We start from the raw sequence: 19,923 nt of genomic DNA, 5'->3' as shown, positions 1-19,923 counted from the left end.
GGGGGAGCCGTTTTCGTATGGGGATTTTCGGGATCAAGGGGGAAGCCGGGGGGCTTCTCGGGGGCCGATCCGACGTCGAACTGCTGAACGCGCACGTCCAGGGTGACCCCGACGCGTTCGCAGCGCTCGTTCATCGGCACCACGAGCATCTGTGGATGACTGCGCGACGCACCAGCTACACCAACGAGGATGCCGCCGACGCGCTTCAGGAGGCGCTGCTGTCGGCGCACCGCACGGCCGGATCGTTCCGAGCGGACGCCGCAGTGCGGAGCTGGATGCACAAGATCGTCGTCAATGCGTGTCTGGACCGGATTCGACGGAACCGGTCGCGACCGACGACACCGCTCGCCGACACCGATGTGCAGGAACCGCCCGATGCGCGCGACCGGATGTCCGACGTCGAGACTTCGATCGAGGTTCGCAGCGCCCTCATGTCTCTCCCGCCGGAGCAGCGTGCCGCAGTCGTGGCCGTCGACATGGAGGGTTACTCGGTCGCGGACGCCGCCGCGATGCTCGGTGTTCCCACCGGAACCGTCAAGAGTCGCTGCGCGAGAGCGCGTCAGAAGCTGGCGGTGCAGCTGCGGTACTTGCAGGACGACGGGAACCGTTAGTCGGCCCACCGCGTCTTACCCTGTGTAGGTACGTCTGCGCCGGGAGAGGAGACCGCAGTGACATCACGCGGTACCGAGCCACTACCCATGGCGCCCTACTCGGTCGAACTGCTCGCCGATCTCCATGCCGGCGTTCTGCCGGAGTCGGTCAGCACCAAGCTTTGGCCGCTCGTGGAAGCCGACGCCGATGCCCGGCGGATCTTGGCGTCGCTCGACGCGGTGTCGGCCCGGCTCCGCGCAGTCGGTGCCGATCTGGACGGTGGTGAGTCGATGCCCCCGGACGTGGCCGAACGCATCGACCGCACGCTCGCCGGTGCCGGGAACGCGGGGTCGACAGGACCCGCGCGCGGACTTCCCCGTTCGGTCCGTCCGCTGCTGATCGCTGCGGCTGCGTCGATCGTGATCGCCGTCGCCACAACACTTTTCGTTCGTTCTGCCTCCACCTCGGAGCCCGACGTGGTCGCCGGACCGGGCGAGGAATCGGTCCTGACGCTACAGTCGTCCCTCATCGACGACTCCGTGGTGCAGTCGGTGATGGCCAACCGCGATCCGGTACAGCTCGTCGAAGCCGGACTTCTCCCGGATTGCTTGCAGGCCAACGGAATCGATCGCAACAGCGTCGTTCTGGGTGCCGCCGCCGTCGACATCGACGGAAGTGAGGGCACCATGCTCGTCCTTTCCCGCGGCCCCGACGCCGGTCTGACCGTCCTCGCAGTGGGTGCCGGTTGTGGTGTCGACGACCCGCAGCCCCTGTTCCGTCGCGACCTGAGCTGAACGTCCCGCGATCCGCGCCTCGACCCGGCTGGGAACAACACCCTCTACCCTGGTGTTGTCATATCCGTCGGCGGCACGGCCCACCGGCTCAGCACTGAACGACTATCGGAAGGCCCGCATGACTACGCCCAAGGTTCACGATCTCATCATCGTCGGCTCGGGACCGGCCGGGTACACCGCTGGTGTGTACGCCGCCAGGGCCGAGTTGGAGCCGATCCTGTTCGAGGGCACACAGTTCGGCGGAGCTTTGATGACCACCACCGAGGTCGAGAACTTCCCCGGATTCCGCGACGGCATCATGGGCCCTGATCTGATGGAGCAGATGCGCGAGCAGGCCAAGAGGTTCGGCGCGGACATCCGCACCGAGGACGTCGAGGAATTGGACGTCACCGGCGAGATCAAGACCATTTCCGCAGGTGGTGAGACCTACCGAGCGCGCGCCGTCATCCTTGCGATGGGTGCAGCGGCTCGCTACCTCAGCATCCCCGGCGAGGAGAAGCTCCTCGGACGAGGCGTCAGTGCGTGTGCGACGTGTGACGGCTTCTTCTTCCGCGACCAGGACATCGCGGTCATCGGCGGCGGAGACTCGGCAATGGAGGAAGCGACGTTCCTGACGCGTTTCGCGCGCAGTGTCACCATCGTGCACCGCCGCAGCGAATTCCGAGCATCCCGCATCATGCTCGAGCGTGCGAAGAAGAACGAGAAGATTCGTTTCGTCACCGACACCAACGTCCTGGAGGTTCTCGGAGACACGTCGGTGACCGGTCTCACGCTCGAGAACGCGCTCACCGGCGAGAAGTCGACGCTCGACGTCACGGGGATGTTCGTCGCGATCGGTCACGACCCGCGCAGCGAACTGGTCAAGGGCCAGGTCGAGCTGGACGACGCCGGCTACGTCAAGGTTGCGTCTCCGACCTCCGCCACGTCCGTCGAAGGCGTCTTCGCGGCAGGCGACCTGGTGGATCACGTCTACCAGCAGGCCATCACGGCCGCAGGCACCGGCTGCACCGCCTCGATCGACGCCGAGCGGTGGCTCGCCGAGCAAGGTGACATCACCAGCAACACGCTCGAGCACGCCGACCAGCCTGTCGACGCTGTCAACGCCTGACCCAACGAAAACCCACGTTCGACCAACCGAGGAGACACCCGAGATGTCCGATGACAAGAAGACCGTCACCATCACCGACGCATCGTTCGTCGATGACGTCCTGACCAGCGAAAAGCCCGTCCTCGTCGATTTCTGGGCTACCTGGTGCGGTCCCTGCAAGATGGTTGCACCGGTTCTCGAAGAGATTGCTGCCGAACACTCCGACAAGCTCACGATCGCGAAACTGGACATCGACGCCAACCCGCAGGCCGCTCGTGACTTCAAGGTCATGTCGATTCCCACCATGATCCTGTTCCAGGGCGGAAAGCCCGTGAAGCAGATCGTGGGCGCGAAGGGCAAGGCCGCCCTGCTCAAGGACCTCGACGCGGTGTTGTGACCCGTCGCCGAACGGCCTGGATTGCAGTTCGGCGAACACTTTCTGCGACAATCATTCGATGTGCCGACGCGTTCGTCGGCACATCGGCTACTGAATGAGGCATCGTGCCCTCCGGACGTCCCTCGAGATGTCGTCCGGAGGCGGATACTGTCTCCACGGCAGTCGACCTAATTTCGACGAGAGGTAATCAGGTATGCACCGACTCAGTCGCGGCGATTCAGGACCCGCCGTTGCGGAGGTACGGAGCACTCTCGTCTCCCTGGGATTTCTGCACGAGGACGCGGCGGCGCACTCGTCGGACCCGTTGCACTGGACCGCACCGGTGTCGGAGTTCGACGATGCGCTCGACAGCGCCGTCCGCGCGTTTCAGCAGCATCGCGGCCTCCTGGTCGACGGCGTCGTCGGACCGGCCACCTATCGCTTCCTGAAGGAGGCGTCGTACCGGCTCGGCGCCCGCACCCTCATCTATCAGCTGTCCGCCCCGCTGTACGGCGACGACGTTGCGACTCTGCAGACCCGGCTTCAAGACCTCGGTTTCTACAGCGAACGCGTCGACGGCTACTTCGGTCCCAAGACGCACGACGGCCTCTCGTCGTTCCAGCGTGAGATCGGCCTGTCGCCCGATGGCATCTGTGGCCCGGCGACCCTGCGGTCGCTCGACTTGCTGGGTGCTCGCGTCACCGGCGGATCGCCACATGCGATCAGCGAAGAAGAACTGGTCCGGCAGTCCGGTCCGCAACTGACCGGCAAACGTATCGTCATCGATCCCGATCTGGGAGGCGCGGACACCGGACTCATCGTCGACGGCATGTTCGGTCGTATCAGCGAGGCCGAGATCCTGTGGGACGTCGCCAGTCGACTCGAAGGCCGCATGGCCGCAACGGGAATGGAAACCTTCCTCTCCCGTGCTCGCGGTACCAACCCCACAGTCGCCGAACGCGCCGAGACCTCGAACGCGTTCAACGCCGATCTGATGATCTCGCTGCGATGTGCCTCGAGCTCCAGCCCCGCAGCCAACGGCGTCGCCAGCTTCCACTTCGGCAATTCACACGGATCGACCTCGCTCATCGGGCAGGTGTTGACCGGTTACATCCAGCGTGAAATCGTTGCTCGCACACCACTTCTCGACTGCCGTAGCCACGGACGTACGTGGGATCTGTTGCGACTCACCAACATGCCGACGGTTCAGGTCGACATCGGATACCTCACCAACACATCCGACGTCGAAGTACTCAGCGACCCTCGATCGCGTGACATCATCGCCGAAGCCATTCTCATCGCCGTGAAGCGTCTGTATCTGCTCGGGCAGGACGATCAGCCCACCGGCACATTCACTTTCGCCGAGTTGTTGGCCGAGGAGTTGGCTGCCGCCGAACGAGGCTGAGCACGATATAGATCGAGGGGCCGCAGGATTCACTCCTGCGGCCCCTCGGTCGTTCACGGGTTCCTATCCGACGCCGACCGGATCCTTGTGTGCGATATCGACCATCGTGAGGCTGGCCGCGAGCAGCAACCGCTCGAGGGCGCTCTCGACGTCCTGCTTCCACCCGTGATCGCGATCCAGCTCGAGCCGAAGCCGCGGATAACGATGATGAGGCGCGACGACGTCGAAGCCCATCTTCTCGAGGAAATCTGCGTCGATCATGCACACGGTGTCCGAACATGTCAGCTGCGATGTGGCCGTCGGTCCGGTCTTCGCATCGTCAGCAGTCTTGCGTATTCCGAACGCCTCGAGTGCGCGCACGCCTCGATTGACGAGGTCGGCAACGACGGCTTGCATCAGCGCGGCCGAGTGGTCCTCACAATCGACCTCGGACTCGACCCGAAGCGTCGTCAGCAAAACCGCATCGGCGCTGACGGGTGAGGTCGGGAACGCCGAAGCGCGGGGGACCGCTCCGGGCGGGGCGTACAACGCACAACCGATGCTCTCTCCTCCGGTCGACAGCATCTGACCGCACGACCCCCACTCGAGCATGATCATCGACAGCCACGCTTCGTTCTCGAACTCGAGGTCGAGTGAGTCGGAACTGGGTGCGTCGACTCTTGGATCGAGCACCCAGAAGCGACACCGGCGAGTGTGCGCCGGTAGTTGATCGAACGAGTCGAGCGTGACCCCCGTGACGAACGACGACACTGCTTACCTCAGCCTCCAAGCACTGAATCCAGGCAATCGTGAGCGTCCGTTGCCGTTTACCCTCGTCAAGAATATGCGATCGCTCCGATTGCGACCGTCGTGGATCATGGAGGATCGGAAAGGTCTGTGCAACAACACTTTTCGATCCTCCTTCGTCGCTCGACGACCTCTGTGGTCCTACCTTCGTCACAGTGACGTAAGTAGCCGGTACGTCTGCACCTGAAAATTCGGAGCTATTTTCCCTTCTGATTTTCCATCATGTCGACGATGCGCTGGAGATCGTCGACCGAGCCGAATTCGACGACGATCTTGCCCTTTCGCTTCCCGAGACTGACGGTGACGCGGGTATCGAACGAATCCGACAGCCGATCCGCCACATCCTGAAGCCCAGGCATCTGGATCGGCTTGCGCCGCGGCGCCGGGGATGGCGAACCATCGTCGTTTCGGTTGGCCAACGTGACCGCTTCTTCGGTCGCGCGCACCGACAGACCCTCGGCGACGATGCGTGCTGCCAACGCTTCCTGCGCGTCGGAGCCAGCGTCCAACGACAGGAGAGCACGGGCGTGCCCGGCAGACAGAACTCCCGCGGCGACGCGACGCTGCACCGGAATCGGCAGCTTCAGCAGACGAATCATGTTGGTGACGACGGGCCGTGATCGACCGATCTTTGCTGCCAGCTCTTCGTGTGTAACCTCGAACTCTTCGAGAAGCTGTTGGTACGCAGCCGCCTCCTCGAGGGGGTTCAGCTGCACGCGGTGAATGTTCTCGAGCAGTGCGTCTCGAAGCATCGCGTCGTCGGTGGTTTCCCTGACGATCGCGGGAATCGACTCGAGGCCGGCTTCCTGGCTCGCCCGCCACCGACGTTCACCCATGACGAGTTCGTACTTGTCGTCACCGAGGGCGCGCACGACGATCGGCTGCATCAACCCGAATTCACGGATCGAGTGCACGAGTTCTGCGAGGGCTTCTTCGTCGAAGACCGATCTCGGCTGCTTCGGGTTCGGACGAATCTGCGACGGTGCGATCTCGCGGTAGACGGCGCCGGCCGGTTCCAGATCCTCGTCCGTGTTCCGCACCGGGGGAGTGGGGGTCGGCGCAGACGCCGTCTTCTCTTTCTCGACCTTCGCGAGCGCGGGCTTCTCGACGTCGGCGGCAGTTCGTTCCTTACCGATGATGACGTCTGCAGCCGCGTTGCCGAGGCGAGGTCCGGCCTCCGGACCCGTAGGGATGAGTGCCGCGAGTCCGCGACCCAGCCCACCTTTTCGTGCCTGACTCATATCTCTAGCGCTCCTGCGTTCCATCCGTTGCCGCGACCGCCGATCGGGCTGCCAACTCTCTGCCTGCGTCCAAGTAGCTCATTGCTCCACGAGAGCCCGGGTCGTAGTCCAGGACCGTCATACCGTACCCGGGCGCCTCGGATACCTTGACGCTTCGTGGAATGACAGCTCGCAGTACCGCGTCGCCGAAGTGCTTTCGCACTTCCTCGGCAACCTGATCGGCAAGCTTCGTGCGGCCGTCGTACATGGTGAGAATGACGGTCGACACGTGCAGCACGGGGTTGAGGTGCGCCTGCACGAGCTCGATGTTGCGCAGAAGCTGACCGACGCCCTCGAGCGCGTAGTACTCACACTGGATGGGGATCAGCACCTCGGTCGCTGCCACCAATGCGTTGACGGTGAGCAAGCCGAGCGACGGCGGGCAGTCGATCAAGATGAAGTCGGCGTCGACCTCTTCGAGATCGGCAAGCGCGGTCTTCAAGCGACCTTCACGAGCCACCATGGACACGAGTTCGATCTCGGCACCGGCCAGGTCGATGGTCGCCGGAATGCAGTACAGACGATCGCTGTTCGGGCTCTTCTGAATCGCCTCGCGGGCAGTGACCTCACCGAGGAGAACTTCGTAGCTCGACGGCACACCCGAGTGATGCTCGACGCCCAGAGCGGTACTGGCGTTGCCCTGCGGGTCGAGATCGACCACGAGCACCGTCAGTCCCTGGACCGCGAGCGCAGCAGCGAGGTTGACCGCAGTCGTGGTCTTCCCGACGCCACCCTTCTGATTGGCGATGGTGAGCATGCGGCGCTGCGCGGGCTTGGGAAGCGTCACGCTGCCAGGGTGGAGTACCTGGCTGGCGCGATGCGCAGCCGCACCGATGGGAGTGTCGTCGGGGGAGATACTGCTGTAAGCGCCGAAGTCCGAACCGGCTGACGACGGACGATCGACTCGCGGCGTCTTGCTGCCGTTCTCGGACTGTGTTTCACGTGAAACAGCTGGATCAGATCCACCCGACATATGTGCTCCTTAGTGCGGAACTGGATTGGTGCAGAACTAGTGACAACTCGGAAGACGTCATGAACGTTGAAAGCGTCGTGGAACCCGTTCAGCGCGAACGACGATGGTGGGCGTCGGTACGACGCCGACGCCGCACTGCACGACCTCTAGCTTGCCAGCACCCATACGGGCAAGGGAAGTCCGATCGCGTTCGATCTCCTCCTCAGCACTGCTGCCCTTCAACGCGAGCATCCGCCCGCCCTCGTGGATCAGCGGAAGGGACCACTTCGCGAGCTTCTCCAGCGGGGCGACGGCCCGAGACGTCACGACGTCGGCGCCGCCGGCTTCCTTCTTCACACCGGGTTGTTCCGCTCGTCCTCGGACGACCAGAACGTTGAGATCGTTCTCCTCGATGAACTCCGCCAGATATACGGTCCGACGGAGGAGGGGCTCGACGAGCGTGACGTGAAGATCGGGCCGAGCGATCGCGAGTGGGATTCCGGGCAAGCCGGCACCACTACCGACATCGACGACGCGCTCGCCCTCGTCGATCAGCTCGGCAACGACGGCGCAATTCAAGATGTGCCGCTCCCACAACCGGGGAACCTCACGGGGTCCGATGAGTCCGCGCTCGACGCCATCGGTTGCCAGAGACTCGTGATACTTCTTCGCGAGATCGAAGCGAGGGCCGAATATGCGCTCTACAGTTGCCATCACATGGTCGTCATTAAACGCCTCAGAGTCCACTGAATCATCCTCCCGCGTCGGGCCTCACTTCGCCAAACTATCCGACGCATCCGACACGTTTCTCTTCGTTCTCTCGATCACAATCCAGTATTGCCGAGTTCGAAGTCCGGGTTTCACGTGAAACGTCGGGCGCGGTTTCACGTGAAACTCTGTGGCCTGAGCCCGTCGATAGGAATGAACCCGCGGACGTCGGTTCCGACCGCAACGCTCGTGGGGCCTCGTCCGAGCAACACAGCCGCACACATCACGGATCGGGCGGCATCGACGATCGCCCGCAGACCACCCGCCGTGCGTACACCCTCAGACCGGCGCGGGGATTGTGAACTCGACGAGCGGACCACACGCGCCGAGAGCAGCTGTTGGTTGCGTGAATCTGTGTGCGGGACACGGGCTGAACCGAGCCCATTCCAGAGACGGTAGTTACCCGATCCGTCGTTCACGAGATGCCCGGCGCCAAGCACTGCCCCTTGGCACAGCCATGTCCCCTGGCGGAGGGGAGACCCAAATGCTGTGCTGTAGTTCAGCGCGTCCGGTAACGCCCGGGCTGCGCCCGCGGTCCTCTTGTGTCGACGCAGGATGCGGCCTGGGTCAGGTCGGGTGCGCCGCCGCAAGCACTTCTCGCGAGCCGACGCTTCACGTGAAACCGCACTCGCACGCTCATATCGAACAGCGGACCGGGCTCTACTGACATAGCGGCTCGTGCCGAAGGTCGGTCACAGCAGCCGACTCGGACGAGCCGACAATCGGCATAACGTGGGACATTCATTGCCACAACCAAGTTCGGCGAGGGACGACTCCACCCTCGTGGCAAGATTTGAACAATCGCCGATCAGCTAGATCGACGACTGACCAACAAAGCCGGGGGCGCATTCCTGCAGCGCAGATCGCGTCGTGAGTGCTTCTTCATATCTTCGCTGATTCACGTGAAACAGTGGGCCGAAGCCACTCTTCATTCAGGGCTCGGCCTGACGACCGGGCAGACGTCGACTCACGTTCCAGCGGGCTGGCCCAGCGCGTCCACCTGACTCGTAGTCGCCAACCCGCGCCATTGGTCAACGTCGCATCTACCGGCGCCGCTCGAGCTGCGATCGATGCATGGCCCGGACCCTGGCTTCGCGATGTACTGCGAGATCTCCGATCGAGGTAGACGGGTTCGTGGCGGACCGATTGGACGACCCATGGCCCACGTGCACGGTGGAGCTTGGAGAATCGGAACCACGCGATGTCTTCACGTGGGTGCTCCTTCTCGAGGCTTCCTCTCGCGATGCGTTGGCCGGCGACCACAGCAATGGCGTGCCGTCAGTACTCGCCTGGCTTGTGCGTCGGTGCGCTGCGCACCCACCCGGATCCCGTCACGGTAGAGCGGCGCTAGCGACGGACGGCAGCCTGCCGCGGTCCTCGTGCGCACTCGAAGTCATGATGCGGCTTCCGGACGACATGTGCGATCCGGCAGAACCGCGTCGACCACCCCGCGGAATCCGCACCGCGATAGTCGCGCGCCTCCTTCTGTCTTCCGGCAGACCGGTCGGTGCTCGGAGCAAAGCCTCTTCTGTTTCACGTGAAACGGGATGCGGCTGCGCCATCGCTACGCGAACCGACCACCGCCGAGTGCGACACTCGGATCGCTCCGCAGGCCACCTTGCGTCGGCCATCGATTCACGTAAGCAAATCGAACCGGGCACCGCGGCTACTGCCATCCACAGCACTTACACGACAGCTTGCGCCTACCTCCATCCACGCGAATACCGGAATCGGAGTCCGTTCGGAGTTGACCACCTTCGCCGGCACCCGCAACGGCAGGGGAGGGGAGGACGGAACCACGGTTGAGAGTTCGCCCTCGTTCGGATACCGCCCCACCCGACCACAACGCATCCACGCCCAGTCAGCTCGAGGCGTTGTTCCGGCTATGTCGTTCACACACATAGAGACAACACCGTCGTCTCAACTCGAGATTCTGCGACCACTCCAGTAGCTCGTTCATCGGCGAGGACTGACCACACCGACGCTCGGCTTCGCGACACCATCTCTGTACACACACATCTGAGACCCCGGTGTGTGCATCGACGCATCCGCCGGCGAAGCGAGGAAGACGTGTCACGAAACTGCCCGCACATGTAGCCCGCTCGATCGAGAGTGCCAACCATGGAGCGCCAACGAGCTACACCGCGACACACCCCGCTCTTACCGAGCGCGGTTTCACGTGAAACCGAAAGACCTCAGCCCACGACATTCGGCATCCACCTCCACGCACAGAACTCGCGTCTCAACCCCGAATTCTCGCGACCCAGAGCCTAGGCGCGCATCGTCACTGTGACGTTTCGTCCCATCGCACGTTTCACGTGAAACGAGGGCGCCATGGAACTACACCCGTGCAATTCTGCCGCACGATTTCGAACGTCAGCGGACCGAAACGCGGGACCGCGGCGTGGGCGCATCGATAGGCATCGCATCTGCGAGTGGCGTCGAAACCCGGAAACGACGAAGGCCCCCAACCGGAGTTGGGGGCCTTCGAGGTGTCGGTGTGATCGTCAGGCTTTGACGACAACCACTCGCCGCGACGGTTCGACGCCGGTGCTCTCGCTCTCGACGCCGTCGATCTTGGCAACCGCGTCGTGCACGATCTTGCGCTCGAACGGTGTCATCGGGGCGAGTTCCTCGCGCTCGCCGCTCTCGAGCACGCGGCGCGCAGCCTCCACACCCAAGGTGCTCAGCTCGCTCCGACGCCCAGCGCGCCAGCCGGCGACATCGAGCATCAGCTTGCTGCGCTCACCGGTCGACTGCTGAACCGCGAGGCGCGTCAGCTCCTGCAGCGCGTCGAGCACCTCGCCCTTCCGTCCGACGAGCTTGCTCAGATCGTTGCCGCCGTCGATGCTGACGATCGCCCGGTCGCCCTCGACATCCAGGTCGATGTCACCGTCGAAGTCGAGAACGTCGAGAAGCTGCTCGAGGTAGTCCCCGGCGATCTCGCCCTCTTCGACCAAGTAATCCTCGGCATCCTCGTCGTCGTCGATCGCGTCGTCGATCGTCTCGTCGACGGCAGCCTTCTTCACGGCCTCGTCTTCGACTGTCTTGTCGGCTTCGACTGCCACGACCTCACCAGCTCCGTCCCCAGCGTTCACTGCGTTGTCCGTATTCGTTGTTTCTTCGGTATCTGCAGGCATCTTCGTCCCTTGTCGTCGATCGAGCCGCTCAGCGCCGCTTGCGCTTGGGCCTGTTGCGGTTCGGCTGAGGGCGCTGTCCCTTGGGACGCGCTGCCCCGTTTCCACCTGCCGGGGGAGTGCTGTCCGACGGGTTCGCTTCGAGGTCGGACGTTCCATCCTGCTCGGCTGCGTCCGCGACTGGAGGGGGCGTCATCTTCGACAGCTTGGGCCTGGCACCGGGCTTCGGCTTGGTGACCGGCTTGACGCCCGGCTTCGGCGCGTTTTCGGTGCGCTTCTCGAGGGCGAGCTTCTTCTTCTCTTCTTCCTCACGGTCGATCTTGCCGAACACGAGGTGCTGCTGGCCGTAGGTCCACAGGTTGTTCGACACCCAGTAGAGCAGGATGGCGATGGGCAGGAACGCACCGAAGACAAGAACACCGAGCGGGAAGATATACAACGCAAGCTTGTTCATGATCGCGGACTGCGGATTGGCCGCTGCGGCCTCACTCTGGCGAGCGACGGATGCACGCGAGTTCAGGTGCGTGGCCACAGCCGCGATGACCATGAGCGGAACCGACACCGCGACGATCGTCCACACCGACGGGACGCCGAGGCCGAGTTCGGGGTTCGCGAACGCCTCGAGCTGGGCCTTCGGCATCGTGATCCACGCCGAGATCGGTGCGCCGAACAGACGGGCGTCCAGGAACGAGTTCACGTCCTCCACGTTGAAGGCGTAGTTCGGCAGGGTGCGGTTGACTGCCGGATCCAGACCGAGCTGACCGACGCCGGTACCCGTTCGGTTGAACGAACGAAGCACATGGAACAGGCCGATGAACACCGGAGCCTGGGCCAGGACCGGGAGGCAACCCATGATCGGGTTGAATCCGTGTTCCTTCTGCAGCTTCTGCATCTCGACGGCCATGCGCTGCTTGTCTTTGCCGTACTTCTTCTGCAGGGCTTTGATCTGCGGCTGCAGCTCTTGCATCTGACGCGTCGTACGTACCTGCTTGACGAAGGGCTTGTACAGAATCAGTCGCAGAGTGAACACCAGGAACATCACGGACAGCGCCCACGCGAATCCGTTGTCGGCACCCAGAACGGCACCGAATACCTTGTGCCACACCCAGAGAATCCAGGAGACCGGGTAATAAATGAAGTCGAGCACGGCTCTATGTACTCCTCTGTTCGTCCACTCTCACGAGATCGTGGCTTTCTTCGGTCGAAGTCTGTTCGGTTGTCGCCGGCGAGGCGCGACGCCATGAGCCGCGTTCGGGAACCGGGTCCCACCCTCCAGGGTGCCAGGGTGCACATTTCAGCAACCGGACAACGGACAACAGAGAGCCTTTGATCGCACCGTGGGTTCTCAACGCGTCGACTGCGTACTCACTGCACGTAGGTGAAAAACGGCAGGTGGGCAGCCTCAGCGGAGACACATAGGTGCGGTACAGCTCGATACAGAAGATCAGCGCCCGCGCGGGAAGCGAGCGGACGGCGCGAAGCAGCGTCATGAGCGCGCGTCTTTCGCCGGGTCGATGTACCCCAGCTTCCTCAAGCCCGAACGAACTTGGCGCTGTAGGTCCCTCGAGGACATATCGGCTGCGCCCGGAAGAGCTCGAATGACGACGTCGCTGGTGGCGGGCACCTCGAGCATCACCTCGGCGCAGATATGCCGAAGCCGGCGTGCAACTCGATGACGAGTTACCGCCGGCCCGACAGCTTTACTGACGATCAATCCGAACCTCGAAGCACCGGGGCTGACGACAGTGTTCTCGTCGTCACGCGCGAACGCGTGAACGACCAGGTCTTGTCTACCCATGCGGCGGCCTCGACGCATCACACGTGAGAAATCAGCGCTGCGATGCAATCTGTGCGGCTCAGGCAACACCCCGAGCTCCGTACGTTCGGACGAACAATGAATTAAGCGGTGAGTTCCTTGCGGCCCTTACCACGGCGTGCAGAGACGATTGCACGACCTGCACGCGTACGCATACGAAGACGAAAGCCATGAACACGCGCGCGGCGTCGGTTGTTCGGCTGGAACGTCCGCTTGCCCTTGGCCACGGTGAACACTCCTCGAAAATCATTGACGCCCGAAGGCGTCGGCAACGGTGGTAACGAGTTCGGTCGAACTCCAATTACATCCCCGAGCGAGAAATCCGAGTAACCACAGACTGTATGCAGCCAGCAAGCATCGGCCACCTCGCCTTGGGTGACTGTTCGAGAGTACTGATCGACTTGGCGGTGGTCAAACTCGTCGAATGTACGCCCTCGGGACTACATCCGTGTAATTCATCCACACCCATGGGGAGAACGGTGTGTGTATAACCGCATTCGGACGCGTGTCCTCCGTTACTCACAGGGCAAGCCCATAACTCGAGTCTGCCGGTTTCACCTAAAGCAGCAGGTCAAGGCCGGAGAACCGCACGGATACGGTCGCCAGGCCCCTGTCAGGGTGACAACGATGTCGTTAATCCACACCTGTGGATAATTGTGTGGAAACACGGGCCAGATGGCATATTCGTATCCGGCACGTGTGCACTGCTCGACTGTGAATCCCCCGAAGAACGTCGCTGAGAGGGGACGATAGCCGAATTCGGCGTGACGCGGGTGGGAAAAGATCATCGGATTCAGCCGGTTGACAGCACTGTTCGAATGGGAGGCACCGTGAACGACGATCCGGGTGCGCTGGCGCGCGTCTGGCCTGAGGTTGTCACGGAGTTGACGTCCGATCGGCACGGCGGCCCAGACCTGACCAAGGGACAGAAGGCCTGGCTCGCGTTGGTCGAACCGCTCACGCTCACGCAAGGCTTCGCGCTGCTCGCGGTCCCCTCGTCCTTCGCGCAAGAAGCGATCGAGAGGGACCTCCGCGAACCGATCCTGCACGCACTCGGCCGTCACCTCGGCCAGGGTGTCGAGGGCCTCGGCGTCCGTATCTCGGCTCCCGAGGAGGACAAGCACGAGACCGAACGTGCGTCGTACCCCGAAACTCCCAGTTCACCGACCTACCGTCGTCGGTTCCTGACCAGCACCGACGACGAACCGTCGGATTCCGAAACGGCGGACTACGAGGAAGTCGACGACGACGGTGACGCTCTGACCAGCGTGCAGAACTCGTGGCCGACCTACTTCACCAAGCCACCCGAGACGACGACTCCCCCCGCGGGCGCAGGCAGCTTGAACGCGAAGTACACGTTCGACACCTTCGTCATCGGCGCTTCCAACCGATTCGCGCACGCGGCCGCCGTCGCGATCGCCGAGGCGCCCGCCCGCGCCTACAACCCGTTGTTCGTCTGGGGCGCGTCGGGTCTGGGCAAGACTCACCTGCTCCATGCGGCCGGTCACTATGCTCAACGCCTCTTCCCGGGCATGCGCGTGAAGTACGTCTCGACCGAGGAGTTCACGAACGACTTCATCAACAGTCTTCGTGACGACCGCAAGGTCGCGTTCAAGCGCCGCTACCGCGAAACGGATGTCCTTCTGGTCGACGACATCCAGTTCATCGAGGGCAAGGAAGGTATCCAGGAGGAGTTCTTCCACACCTTCAACACACTGCACAACGCGAACAAGCAGATCGTCGTCTCGTCGGATCGTCCTCCGAAGCAGCTGGCCACCCTCGAGGAACGCCTGCGTACCCGGTTCGAATGGGGCCTGATCACCGATGTTCAGCCGCCGGAACTCGAGACCCGCATCGCGATCCTCAGCAAGAAGGCGAGGATGGACCGGCTCGACGTGCCGCACGACGTCCTCGAGCTGATCGCCAGCCGTATCGAGCGCAACATTCGTGAACTCGAGGGTGCGCTCATCCGCGTCACCGCGTTCGCGTCGCTCAACGGACAGGCTCTGGATCTGACGCTCGCCGAAGTGGTCCTCCGCGATCTGATGCCGGACTCCTCGAGCCTCGAGATCAACGCGGCGACGATCATGGCCGTCACCGCCGAGTACTTCGACACCACGATCGACGACCTGTGCGGGCCGGGTAAGGCCAGGGCACTGGCCATGGCCCGTCAGATCGCGATGTATCTGTGCCGCGAGCTCACCGATCTCTCGCTGCCCAAGATCGGCCAGACCTTCGGTAGGGACCACACCACCGTCATGTACGCCGACAAGAAGATTCGCAAGGAGATGACCGAGCGTCGCAAGGTCTACGACCAGGTACAGGAGCTGACGGCTCGCATCAAACAGCGTTCCAAGCGCTGACGTTTCTCGTCCCGACGCCGGGCGGACCCCTCGAGAGAGAGGATCCGTCCGGCGTTTCTCGTCTGCGGGCGCCCCTCGAGAGACGTTCCCGGAAATTTTTTCGGGTGGTCTCCAATGATTCACACCTGTGGATAAGCATGTGGAGAAACGCGCTCTTCTGGGGATGGACTGTGGGAGGCTGTGAACCGTTTGTGATTCGTCCACAAGCTTCCCCATCGCAACCGCCGATTGGTCCCGAATTCATCCCCACGACACCACGCCGAGCGACCAGCGGCTCGAGGGGCGAGTGCACAGATTCCACAGGACCTATTAATACAAAGAATTTCTCTTGAAGGGATCTTCTTTGAAAACAGGTGTTGGGGACAGATCCCCTCACAGCCCCTCGTCGACGCGTCCGAGCGCGCCAGGTTCGGCTTTCCAAGTTGGTCGCGAAGGGCATACGGTGTGCATCTGCCGGTTGTGTCAGACTCAGTGATGCACCGGTGCCCTCGAGTGCCCCGCACTCACCGAAGACCCTTCTTCGTGACGAACCGCCCCGACCGAGAGGAAATGCCGAGCGATGGAGCTTGGAAGTCTGAAGTTTCGCGTTGCTCGTGAAGATTTCTCCGATTCCGTTGCGTGGGTAGCTCGAAGCCTGCCGTCCCGGCCGCCCGTTCCTGTCCTCGGTGGAGTTCTTCTCGCTGCCGACGAGCAGGGCTTGACCGTGTCGGGCTTCGACTACGAGGTGTCCGCGCAGGTCCGGGTGTCCGCCGAGGTATCGACCGCAGGCAAGGCACTGGTCTCGGGCAAGCTCCTGGCGGACATCACGAAGTCGCTTCCGAACAAGCCCGTCGACGTCGGTGTCGACGGAACCAGGGTGCTCATCACGTGCGGTAGCGCGAAGTTCTCGCTGCCGACGATGCCTGTCGAGGACTACCCTCAGCTGCCGGAACTGCCGACGCAGACCGGATCCGTCGCCAACGATGTCTTCTCCGAAGCCATCTCCCAGGTCGCCGTCGCCGCCGGACGCGACGACACGCTGCCGATGCTGACCGGCATCCGCGTCGAGATCCACGGCACGACCGTGGTCCTCGCCGCGACCGACCGATTTCGTCTGGCCGTCCGCGAGCTCGAGTGGATGCCGGCGAACGGCGAGACCAAGACCGAAGTTCTGATTCCGGCCAAGACTCTGTCCGAATCCGCAAAGACGTTGGGCGGCAACGCGAATTCACCTGTCGAGCTCGCTCTGGGTTCGGGCTCGTCCGTCGGCGCCGACGGTCTTCTCGGCATCATCAGCGAGGGCCGTCGCACGACGACCAGGCTTCTCGACGCCGACTTCCCGAAGTTCCGTCAGCTCCTGCCCGCGGAACACACCGCTGTGGCCGTCGTCGAGGTCGCTCCACTCGTCGAGGCGATCAAACGTGTCGCTCTCGTCGCCGAGCGCGGTGCACAGGTTCGACTCGAGTTCTCCGCCGAAGGTCTGCTGCTGTCGGCCGGTGGCGACGATGCAGGTCGCGCCGAGGAATCGTTGATGGCGGACTTCCAGGGTGAAGCGTTGACCATCGCGTTCAACCCGGGCTACCTGATCGACGGATTGTCGTCGCTGCACAGCGAGAAGGTCACCTTCGGCTTCACCACTCCCAGTCGTCCTGCAGTTCTGCGGCCGACCGCCGATGATGAACTGGTACCCGACGCGTCGGGCAAGTTCGCAGCACCGCAGAGCGCGTACACGTACCTGCTGATGCCGGTTCGACTTCCGGGCTGATCGGGTACGGACTACGTGCACCCGCCTTCGCCCGAAGGCGAACGCGCGAATGACCGCACACTAGAGAAGGACGTCTCTCATGCAGCTGGGATTGGTCGGCCTCGGAAAAATGGGCTTCAACATGCGCGAGCGTCTTCGCGCACACGGCCACGAAGTGATCGGATACGACCCGCGACCCGAGGTAACCGATACGCCGTCGCTCGGCGATCTCGCTGCAGCGCTGACCGCGCCGCGCGTCGTCTGGGTGATGGTGCCCGCCGGTGACATCACGCGTGACACGATCACCTCTCTGCGTGACGTCCTCGAGGAGGGCGACCTGGTCATCGACGGCGGCAACTCCCGGTTCACGGACGACAGGATGAACGCCGACCTGCTCGCGGAGAAGGGCATCGGTTACATCGACGCCGGTGTGTCCGGCGGTGTGTGGGGTCTGAAGAACGGCTACGGCCTCATGGTCGGTGGCTCCGAGGCCGACGTCGAGCGCGCACTTCCGATCTTCGACGCGTTGCGCCCGGAAGGCGAGCGCGCCGACGGTTTCGTCCACGCCGGGCCCGTCGGGGCAGGCCACTACTCGAAGATGGTGCACAACGGCATCGAGTACGGGTTGATGCAGGCGTACGCCGAAGGCTACGAACTCCTCGAGGCGGAAGACCTGGTCCAGGACGTGCACGGCGTCCTTCGTGCGTGGAGCCAGGGCACCGTCGTGCGGTCCTGGCTGCTCGATCTGCTCGTTCAGGCGCTCGCTCAGGACCCGGAGTTCCGCGAGATCTCCGGGTACACAGAGGATTCCGGCGAAGGACGGTGGACCGTCGAGGAAGCGATCCGACACGCTGTTCCGGCTCCGGTGATTTCCGCGGCGCTGTTCGCGCGGTTCGCGTCGCGCCAGGAGGATTCGCCGGCGATGAAGGCAGTGTCCGCGCTGCGCAACCAGTTCGGCGGGCACGCCGTCAAACGAGCCACCACCGAAGAGACGTTGCGCGCTCCCGACCCCAAGAAATAAGCCTTGTTCGTTCGTTCCTTCTCCCTGCGTGATTTCCGATCGTGGGACGACGCCACCGTCGAACTCGAGCCGGGTTCGACGGTGTTCGTCGGGCCGAACGGGCACGGCAAGACGAACCTGCTCGAGTCGCTCGGATATCTGGCGACGCTGTCCTCGCATCGTGTCTCGTCGGACGCGCCGCTGATCAGAGCGGGTGCGGATCGTGCGTTCGCGAGCGCGACCGTCGTCAATCATGGTCGTGAGCTGACGATCGACGTCGAGATCCAGGACGGCAGGGCGAACAAGGCGCGCATGAACCGGTCACCGGTGCGTCGGCCGCGAGAAATTCTCGGTGTGCTGCACAGCGTGCTGTTCGCGCCCGAGGACTTGTCGCTCGTACGCGGCGACCCGGGTGACCGACGTCGCTACCTCGACGAACTACTGACCACGCGCCGACCCCGAATGGCCGGTGTCCGAAGCGATTACGACAAGGTACTGCGTCAACGATCGGCGTTGTTGAAGACGGCGGGCGGTGCGTTGCGGCGAGGATCCTCCTCGAGCGATGGCACGAGTGCTCTTGCGACGCTGGATGTATGGGACGGTCACCTCGCGGCGCACGGTGCGCAGCTGCTGGCGTCGCGCATCGGTGTGGTGCACGAGTTGACTCCATATGTCGCAGAAGCATATTCGTCGATCGCGCCGGAGTCTCGACCCGCTTCGATCCGGTACCGCAGCAGCCTCGCCGACGCACTACCTCCCGAATTCTCCGATCCGACACGCACTCCCGAGGCGGACGACATCGACGTGTTGGAAGCTGCCTTCCTGCACCAACTTTCGGTGATGCGTCAGCGCGAGATCGAGCGCGGAGTTTGCCTCGTCGGACCGCATCGTGACGACCTGGAGCTGACGTTGGGGGATCAGCCGGCGAAAGGCTTTGCGAGCCACGGCGAATCGTGGTCCTTCGCGTTGTCGCTCCGACTGGCGTCGTTCGGTCTGCTTCGCGCGGAGGGCACGGATCCGGTCCTGATGCTCGACGACGTGTTCGCCGAACTCGATCGTAAGCGTCGCAGTGCATTGGCGCGGGTTGCCGTCGATGCCGAACAGGTCTTGATCACCGCGGCGGTGGCCGAGGACGTACCCCCGGAGCTCGATGCGCGCCGCTGGGGAGTTGCTGCGCACCAGGAGGACACTGGTCGGGTGTCGAGGATCAGCGCGATCGACGAGAGCGAAGGTGTGACGCCGTGAGCGACGACCAGGAAGCTGCACCGGAACCACAGCCCGAACTGCGCGGCGTCGACCTCGCGCGTCGTGCGCTCGAGGAGGCACGGGCGGCAGCGAAAGCGAGCGGCAAATCCGTCGGACAGGGTCGTTCGTCGCCGTCCGGTGGAATTCGCGCGCTCCGCGGTCGTCGCAAGCGAGGGTGGTCCGGTCCCGGTCCCGACGATCGGGATCCGCAGACGCTCGGGTCGTTGGCCGGCGCGATCGCGAAGAAGCGGGGATGGTCCGACAAGGTCGCCGAGGGAACCGTGTTGGGGCGCTGGACGGCCGTCGTCGGAGACGACATCGCCTCGCACGCCACGCCGACGAAACTCGAGGACGGCGTGCTGAGTGTGTCCGCCGAGTCGACCGCGTGGGCGACTCAACTGCGGTTGATGCAGTCGCAGATCCTGGCCAAGATCGCGGCGGCCGTCGGACACGGTGTGGTGACGTCCCTGAAGATCACCGGTCCGGTCACCAAGAGCTGGCGGAAGGGCGAACGCCACATCAAAGGGCGCGGTCCACGCGACACGTACGGATAGACCGTTCTTCTCCCTGGAAACCGTTGTCAGCTCGGTAACATGCACT

Annotated in this window: 19 protein-coding genes; 10 read left to right on the top strand and 9 right to left on the bottom strand. The window is 63.5% G+C overall.

Features of this window, described 5'->3' with window-relative positions; genetic code table 11:
• The first annotated feature begins 17 nt into the window (after window positions 1–17).
• The 5 genes from sigM (at window position 18) to HQ354_RS11170 (ending at window position 4,253) form a co-directional block, all read left to right on the top strand.
• Window positions 18–611, top strand: coding sequence for an RNA polymerase sigma factor SigM (gene sigM / locus HQ354_RS11190; protein WP_068429615.1), 594 nt, complete (start codon window positions 18–20; stop codon window positions 609–611).
• Between the two features lie 57 nt (window positions 612–668).
• Window positions 669–1,385, top strand: a complete 717-nt coding sequence (locus HQ354_RS11185) for a hypothetical protein (protein ID WP_167676445.1) — start codon at window positions 669–671, stop codon at window positions 1,383–1,385.
• A 118-nt stretch (window positions 1,386–1,503) separates the two neighbouring features.
• Window positions 1,504–2,493 (top strand): thioredoxin-disulfide reductase, encoded by a 990-nt coding sequence (trxB, locus tag HQ354_RS11180; RefSeq protein ID WP_068430045.1) that lies wholly within the window; start codon window positions 1,504–1,506, stop codon window positions 2,491–2,493.
• 43 nt (window positions 2,494–2,536) lie between these two features.
• Entirely contained in the window at window positions 2,537–2,869 is a 333-nt protein-coding gene (gene trxA, locus HQ354_RS11175; protein WP_068429619.1) for a thioredoxin, read from the top strand.
• Between the two features lie 193 nt (window positions 2,870–3,062).
• Window positions 3,063–4,253 (top strand): N-acetylmuramoyl-L-alanine amidase, encoded by a 1,191-nt coding sequence (locus HQ354_RS11170; protein WP_222634482.1) that lies wholly within the window; start codon window positions 3,063–3,065, stop codon window positions 4,251–4,253.
• 63 nt (window positions 4,254–4,316) lie between these two features.
• On the opposite strand, the gene HQ354_RS11165 is transcribed toward HQ354_RS11170, so the two are convergent.
• The 9 genes from HQ354_RS11165 to rpmH all read right to left on the bottom strand — a co-directional run bounded on the left by HQ354_RS11165 (window position 4,317) and on the right by rpmH (window position 13,219).
• On the bottom strand, window positions 4,317–5,003 hold the full coding sequence (locus HQ354_RS11165; RefSeq protein ID WP_222634481.1) for a GNAT family N-acetyltransferase: 687 nt from the start codon (window positions 5,001–5,003) through the stop codon (window positions 4,317–4,319).
• Window positions 5,004–5,236: 233 nt separating this feature from the next.
• Window positions 5,237–6,280 carry a ParB/RepB/Spo0J family partition protein gene (locus tag HQ354_RS11160; protein WP_222634480.1) on the bottom strand — a complete coding sequence of 348 codons (1,044 nt, stop codon included), beginning with the start codon at window positions 6,278–6,280 and terminating at the stop codon, window positions 5,237–5,239.
• A 4-nt stretch (window positions 6,281–6,284) separates the two neighbouring features.
• Window positions 6,285–7,292, bottom strand: a complete 1,008-nt coding sequence (locus tag HQ354_RS11155) for a ParA family protein (protein ID WP_068429630.1) — start codon at window positions 7,290–7,292, stop codon at window positions 6,285–6,287.
• Between the two features lie 57 nt (window positions 7,293–7,349).
• Entirely contained in the window at window positions 7,350–7,985 is a 636-nt protein-coding gene (gene rsmG / locus HQ354_RS11150) for a 16S rRNA (guanine(527)-N(7))-methyltransferase RsmG (protein WP_222634479.1), read from the bottom strand.
• A gap of 2,561 nt (window positions 7,986–10,546) precedes the next feature.
• A complete protein-coding gene (locus HQ354_RS11145) occupies window positions 10,547–11,107 on the bottom strand; it encodes a R3H domain-containing nucleic acid-binding protein (protein WP_068430056.1) in 561 nt (186 codons plus the stop codon).
• A gap of 100 nt (window positions 11,108–11,207) precedes the next feature.
• Complete coding sequence (gene yidC / locus HQ354_RS11140; protein ID WP_222634477.1) at window positions 11,208–12,323, bottom strand: membrane protein insertase YidC; 1,116 nt, start codon at window positions 12,321–12,323, stop codon at window positions 11,208–11,210.
• A gap of 4 nt (window positions 12,324–12,327) precedes the next feature.
• Window positions 12,328–12,666 carry a membrane protein insertion efficiency factor YidD gene (yidD, locus tag HQ354_RS11135; protein ID WP_084423906.1) on the bottom strand — a complete coding sequence of 113 codons (339 nt, stop codon included), beginning with the start codon at window positions 12,664–12,666 and terminating at the stop codon, window positions 12,328–12,330.
• Window positions 12,663–13,043 (bottom strand): ribonuclease P protein component, encoded by a 381-nt coding sequence (gene rnpA, locus HQ354_RS11130; protein WP_114330065.1) that lies wholly within the window; start codon window positions 13,041–13,043, stop codon window positions 12,663–12,665. Before rnpA ends, yidD begins: the two co-directional genes overlap by 4 nt.
• Before the next feature lie 32 nt (window positions 13,044–13,075).
• Window positions 13,076–13,219: a 50S ribosomal protein L34 gene (gene rpmH / locus HQ354_RS11125; RefSeq protein WP_026347786.1), complete on the bottom strand. Its 144-nt coding sequence runs from the start codon at window positions 13,217–13,219 to the stop codon at window positions 13,076–13,078.
• A gap of 603 nt (window positions 13,220–13,822) precedes the next feature.
• Between rpmH and dnaA the strand changes: the two genes are divergently transcribed.
• The 5 genes from dnaA to HQ354_RS11100 all read left to right on the top strand — a co-directional run bounded on the left by dnaA (window position 13,823) and on the right by HQ354_RS11100 (window position 19,877).
• Window positions 13,823–15,355, top strand: coding sequence for a chromosomal replication initiator protein DnaA (gene dnaA, locus HQ354_RS11120; RefSeq protein WP_068430060.1), 1,533 nt, complete (start codon window positions 13,823–13,825; stop codon window positions 15,353–15,355).
• Between the two features lie 559 nt (window positions 15,356–15,914).
• Window positions 15,915–17,099, top strand: coding sequence for a DNA polymerase III subunit beta (dnaN, locus tag HQ354_RS11115; RefSeq protein ID WP_068429638.1), 1,185 nt, complete (start codon window positions 15,915–15,917; stop codon window positions 17,097–17,099).
• 79 nt (window positions 17,100–17,178) lie between these two features.
• Complete coding sequence (gene gnd / locus HQ354_RS11110; RefSeq protein ID WP_114330066.1) at window positions 17,179–18,099, top strand: phosphogluconate dehydrogenase (NAD(+)-dependent, decarboxylating); 921 nt, start codon at window positions 17,179–17,181, stop codon at window positions 18,097–18,099.
• Between the two features lie 3 nt (window positions 18,100–18,102).
• Window positions 18,103–19,323 carry a DNA replication/repair protein RecF gene (gene recF, locus HQ354_RS11105; protein ID WP_222634476.1) on the top strand — a complete coding sequence of 407 codons (1,221 nt, stop codon included), beginning with the start codon at window positions 18,103–18,105 and terminating at the stop codon, window positions 19,321–19,323.
• Window positions 19,320–19,877 (top strand): DUF721 family protein, encoded by a 558-nt coding sequence (locus HQ354_RS11100; protein WP_167676456.1) that lies wholly within the window; start codon window positions 19,320–19,322, stop codon window positions 19,875–19,877. The genes recF and HQ354_RS11100 overlap by 4 nt, the downstream gene beginning before the upstream one ends.
• Window positions 19,878–19,923: the final 46 nt, after the last annotated feature.

Origin of the sequence: Rhodococcus sp. BP-261 (assembly GCF_019835205.1) — a bacterium.
Classification (GTDB): Bacteria; Actinomycetota; Actinomycetes; order Mycobacteriales; family Mycobacteriaceae; genus Rhodococcoides; species Rhodococcoides kyotonensis_B.
This window is presented reverse-complemented; position numbering and strand designations above follow the sequence as displayed.

Coding starts and splice junctions, on each gene's coding strand:
- sigM (WP_068429615.1), top strand. CDS start 18: ATGGGGATTTTCGGGATCAAGGGGGAAGCCGGGGGGCTTCTCGGGGGC.
- trxB (WP_068430045.1), top strand. CDS start 1,504: ATGACTACGCCCAAGGTTCACGATCTCATCATCGTCGGCTCGGGACCG.
- trxA (WP_068429619.1), top strand. CDS start 2,537: ATGTCCGATGACAAGAAGACCGTCACCATCACCGACGCATCGTTCGTC.
- HQ354_RS11170 (WP_222634482.1), top strand. CDS start 3,063: ATGCACCGACTCAGTCGCGGCGATTCAGGACCCGCCGTTGCGGAGGTA.
- HQ354_RS11160 (WP_222634480.1), bottom strand. CDS start 6,280: ATGAGTCAGGCACGAAAAGGTGGGCTGGGTCGCGGACTCGCGGCACTC.
- HQ354_RS11155 (WP_068429630.1), bottom strand. CDS start 7,292: ATGTCGGGTGGATCTGATCCAGCTGTTTCACGTGAAACACAGTCCGAG.
- rsmG (WP_222634479.1), bottom strand. CDS start 7,985: ATGGCAACTGTAGAGCGCATATTCGGCCCTCGCTTCGATCTCGCGAAG.
- yidD (WP_084423906.1), bottom strand. CDS start 12,666: ATGACGCTGCTTCGCGCCGTCCGCTCGCTTCCCGCGCGGGCGCTGATC.
- dnaN (WP_068429638.1), top strand. CDS start 15,915: ATGGAGCTTGGAAGTCTGAAGTTTCGCGTTGCTCGTGAAGATTTCTCC.
- gnd (WP_114330066.1), top strand. CDS start 17,179: ATGCAGCTGGGATTGGTCGGCCTCGGAAAAATGGGCTTCAACATGCGC.